Source organism: Xenorhabdus sp. SGI246 (genome assembly GCF_040838225.1).
GTDB lineage: Bacteria > Pseudomonadota > Gammaproteobacteria > Enterobacterales > Enterobacteriaceae > Xenorhabdus > Xenorhabdus indica.
The window spans coordinates 1-4,058 of the sequence record NZ_JBFPEZ010000158.1; the positions used below are offsets into that span (position 1 = coordinate 1).

Here is a 4,058-nt window from a genome sequence, read left to right on the forward strand (position 1 = left end):
GCTTACTCTTTGTGGCGTATGGCCTTATCCCATACGCCCAACCTGGGATCACGGCGCATTTGTCTTTACTGTGCATTAGGCGGTGTTATCACGCCCCGAACGCAAAAGGTAATTTAATTTTCGAGCGAACTATCTCGTTTGATCGTTCATGTCTTGTTCTTGATTTGCGCCTTAAAAGATAATATTTTTGTGTCATATGTCGAGATCAACTAATACACAAAGAGCGAAACGTCTTAACACGGCCCATGAATTGCTCGCTCATGGAATGAGTGTGGCGGAGGCTACCTTGTCATTGTCACACCAGTTCGAGTTATCCCGGCGCCAGGCTTATCGCTACGTCGAATCAGCAAAAAAGCTCAACATGCCGCTGTCGATCGTCGAGCCAACGGTGGCCGTGACATTCAAGTTACCACCGGATCTGGTGGCTTCAGTTCGATCCCGTGCATCGGCAGAGGGCACTACAATCAGTAACCTGGTTGCTAATGCATTTGCTCGCGTTCATCGACAAGGCACATGACAACGGGTGAGTGGGACGATATGGCGCATCGTGTTCAGCTTGAGCCAGTATTTGATCGTCTTCTGACTGTCAAGCTGGAGCTGGTCTACAAGATCCTGGTTCCGGAACAGGTGCACATTGTCAGAAGTGTTCAGCGTGTAACGGGGGAAATTGATGAAAATTGCCGCAATCTACGCCAGGGTGTCTTCCAGCCAGCAAAAGGAGAAGAACACCATTGCCAGTCAGACAGCAGCGCTGATCGAATTCGCGCGCGAACAAAGCTTCAGCGTTCCTGACGAATGGATTATCGAGGATGAAGGGTTCAGCGGTGCCAGCTTGCTGAGGCCGGGCCTGGAGCGGTTGCGCGACCTGGTTGCTGAGGGACAGCTTCAGGCTGTTCTCGTCTATTCGCCGGACAGATTAAGCAGAAAATATGCCTATCAGGTTCTGCTTATCGAAGAGTTCACGCGCAATGGGGTCGAAACCTTCTTCATCAAGGCGCCGCATTCAGATACGGCAGAAGACCAGCTCTTGCTTCAGCTTCAGGGCATGATCGCCGAATATGAACGCGCCCAGCTCCTTGAACGGTATCGGCGCGGCAAACGTTATCGGGCCAAGTTAGGTGATGTGGCGGTTTTGGGGGGAGCCCCCTATGGTTATCTTTATATTCGCAAAATGCATGACGTTCCAGCCCGTTACGAAATCATTCCGGAGGAAGCGAATGTTGTGCAGCTTGTGTATGAGAAATACACGACGGAAGGGTTAAGTATCGGTGCTATCGCCCGGTTGTTGGGTGAAATGGCAGTACCGACACGGGGACAGACAACGCACTGGGAACGTTCAGTCGTCTGGGCTATGTTGCGCAATCCAGCCTATAAGGGAACGGCCTGCTATAACAAAACGGAAACAGGGCCGAGGCAGCGTGTAACGAAACCCTTCCGCTTAAGGGGGTATGGGGTTCATGGAGAAAAAACCAGCGCGCACGAACGTCCGCGAGAGGAATGGATCGAAATACCGGTTCCCGCTATCGTCAGCGAAGAAACCTTTGCCCTGGCGGCAGAGCGCCTTGCGGACAATAAACGCTTTGCCTCCCGGCGAACCATTGAACCCAGCCTTGTTCAGGGACTGGTATCATGCCGGAAATGCGGATATGCCTTGTCGAGAACGTCGACACGCACATCTGCCCGTAAAATCTCCTATTATCGATGCCTAGGCTCCGATAGTTGGCGCCATCTCAACGGGGCTTTATGTGACAACCGCCCCATCCGCCAGGATTTGCTCGACCAGATCGTCTGGCAGGAAGTCCTCCGTCTCATTGAAGATCCGGCGCTCATCAATGCTGAACTGGAACGACGCCTTGAAGCTGCCCGCTCAGCTGAACCCGCGAATGAACGGAAAGCGGTTATCGAGCGGGATCTGGCTCGCCTTGGAAAAAGCATGGAGCGATTGATTACGGCTTATCAGGAGGATCTCCTGTCTTTGGAAGAACTTCGGGGCAGAATGCCGGAATTACGGGGTCGTCAACAGCGATTGCAGACAGAGTTACAGACGCTTCTCGATCAGGCTGCCGACCGTATGTCGATCCTGCACCTGGCGGAAACGTTGACTGAGTTCCTTCAGCGATTACGGCAAAGTGCCCAGACGCTGGAAATTGGCGATCGGCAGCGTATTGTTCGTTTACTGGTCAAGGACATACTGGTTGATGACGACACCATCGTCATTCGCCATTCCATCCCGTTGACTCATACACCGCCCAGCGACAATCAACTTTCGCCGATACCCACCAATTTACAGATACCTGACAAAAGTTACCTTTTGCGTTCGGGGCGTGAGCAGTCCGGTACTGGCAAATTTATTTCTGCATTACGTTTTCGACAAGTGGATGCAAAAGCATTATCCCCAACGGAAATGGTGCCGCTATGCGGATGATGGACTGGTTCACTGCCAAAGTGAAAGTCAGGCTATAGAAATGTGGGGGATACTCGAACACCGTTTTCGGGAATGCGGACTGGAACTGCATCCTGATAAAACCCGAATAGCTTACTGTCAGGATGGAAAACGAAAAGGGAGGTATGAACATACCCGTTTTGACTTCCTCGGCTACACTTTCAGGCCAAGAGTGGTGAAGAACACCAAACGGAACAGTCTGTTTGTGAGTTTTACGCCCGCAGCCCGCAGTAAGCCAGACGGCGCAGAAAGCGATGAAATTCAAAATCCGTAAATTGAAAGTCAGGATGCGAACAGAGCTGAATTTGACACAATTAGCCGGTTGGCTAAATCCTATGATAAGTGGATGGTTGAGCTATTATGGTCAATTTTGCCGTTCAGAGCTGTATAAAGTGTTCCGACAAATCAACAAAGCGCTGGTACGCTGGGTCAGACGAAAGTTTAAGGCATTGCGACGATACAAAACCCGGGCTTCGAAATTTATCGAGGGGATCGCCGAGAAACATCCGTGGTTGTTTGCCCATTGGCGGGCAGGAATGACAGGCTCGTTTGTCTGATGGGAGCGGTATGAGCTGAGAGGGTGCGCCGTGAAAGCGGTGAATTGAATACCTGCTACAGGCAGGAGGAGTTGGAAGAAATACTTCTGGGTCATCAGCCTTACCGGATGGTGAAAACCTTAAGGGACATGAGCATGGCTGAGAAGCGTGGAACCGGCGAACATACCAGACCGGTTGTCGCGCAAGACCCGCTCAATAAGGTTAAAGCTGCATTGCCTGAACCCCAGACACCAGTGATGGAACGCGCACATCCACAGCCACGGTATGTAAGGGCTGTGTTGGCAGAATAGACTGGTACGACTTTCGCCAGCCGAAATCTTCCTCTGCCAAACGACGGTCAGCGAGATCGTTCAAGGTGTCGAACCGGGAACCTACGTTGCGCTAGTACGTTCAATTCATACGAACACGGGATCGCCTGTGGGTCGCGAGGCCTATGGTGACGGAGTGATCGTAGTAGTCCGGGGACGGGAAAACCGTCCACATGGCGAAGGATCACAGGTGTCTGACGACCTGATATTAAGGTAACCGAAATGGCAACAGCCGAAAATATATTGGCCGTCTATTCCGATCGTGGCAGAAGACAACTGCCTCTGGAGGGGGTCTATCGGCAGCTTTATCGGCCGGATCTCTACCTGCGCGCTTATGGAAAACTCTACCGTAATTCAGGGGCTATGACTCCGGGAAGTAACAACGAAACAGTGGACACCATGTCGCTGGAGAAAATCGACAGGATAATCGACGTTATGCGTCGGGAGGCCTGGCGGTGGACTCCAGCAAGAAGAACGTATATCCCTAAAAAGAAAGGGAAACGTCCTCTTGGTTTACCCGCATGGTCAGATAAGTTGGTTCAGGAAGCTCTGCGTCTTTTGCTGGAAGCCTACTATGAACCGCGATTCAGTGCACTGTCTTTTGGTTTTCGTCCCGGTCGTGGCTGCCATTCCGCGCTACGGGAGATTACGCATAAGTGGCGGGGTGTAAAATGGTTTATTGAAGGGGACATCAAAGGATGTTTTGATAACATTGACCATGATGTATTGTTATCTGTATTAGCTCAAACT

General features: G+C 51.4%; 7 protein-coding genes. All 7 read left to right on the plus strand.

Annotation, left to right across the window (positions count from 1 at the left end; genetic code table 11):
• Window positions 1-394 precede the first annotated feature (394 nt).
• Entirely contained in the window at window positions 395-517 is a 123-nt protein-coding gene (locus tag ABLA85_RS18830; protein WP_367965831.1) for a hypothetical protein, read from the plus strand.
• Complete coding sequence (locus ABLA85_RS18835; protein WP_367965832.1) at window positions 514-792, plus strand: hypothetical protein; 279 nt, start codon at window positions 514-516, stop codon at window positions 790-792. Before ABLA85_RS18830 ends, ABLA85_RS18835 begins: the two co-directional genes overlap by 4 nt.
• Window positions 677-2,425, plus strand: coding sequence for a recombinase family protein (locus tag ABLA85_RS18840; protein ID WP_367965837.1), 1,749 nt, complete (start codon window positions 677-679; stop codon window positions 2,423-2,425). Before ABLA85_RS18835 ends, ABLA85_RS18840 begins: the two co-directional genes overlap by 116 nt.
• Window positions 2,379-2,717, plus strand: a complete 339-nt coding sequence (locus tag ABLA85_RS18845) for a reverse transcriptase domain-containing protein (RefSeq protein WP_367965833.1) — start codon at window positions 2,379-2,381, stop codon at window positions 2,715-2,717. Before ABLA85_RS18840 ends, ABLA85_RS18845 begins: the two co-directional genes overlap by 47 nt.
• Entirely contained in the window at window positions 2,698-3,000 is a 303-nt protein-coding gene (locus ABLA85_RS18850) for a group II intron maturase-specific domain-containing protein (protein ID WP_367965834.1), read from the plus strand. The genes ABLA85_RS18845 and ABLA85_RS18850 overlap by 20 nt, the downstream gene beginning before the upstream one ends.
• 23 nt (window positions 3,001-3,023) lie before the next feature.
• The gene (locus ABLA85_RS18855) at window positions 3,024-3,290 is read left to right on the plus strand and encodes a hypothetical protein (RefSeq protein ID WP_367965835.1); all 267 of its coding nucleotides are present in this window, start codon (window positions 3,024-3,026) and stop codon (window positions 3,288-3,290) included.
• Window positions 3,291-3,530: 240 nt separating this feature from the next.
• Window positions 3,531-4,058, plus strand: a 528-nt coding sequence (locus tag ABLA85_RS18860) for a reverse transcriptase/maturase family protein (protein ID WP_367965836.1), incomplete at its 3' end; no start/stop codon positions are given.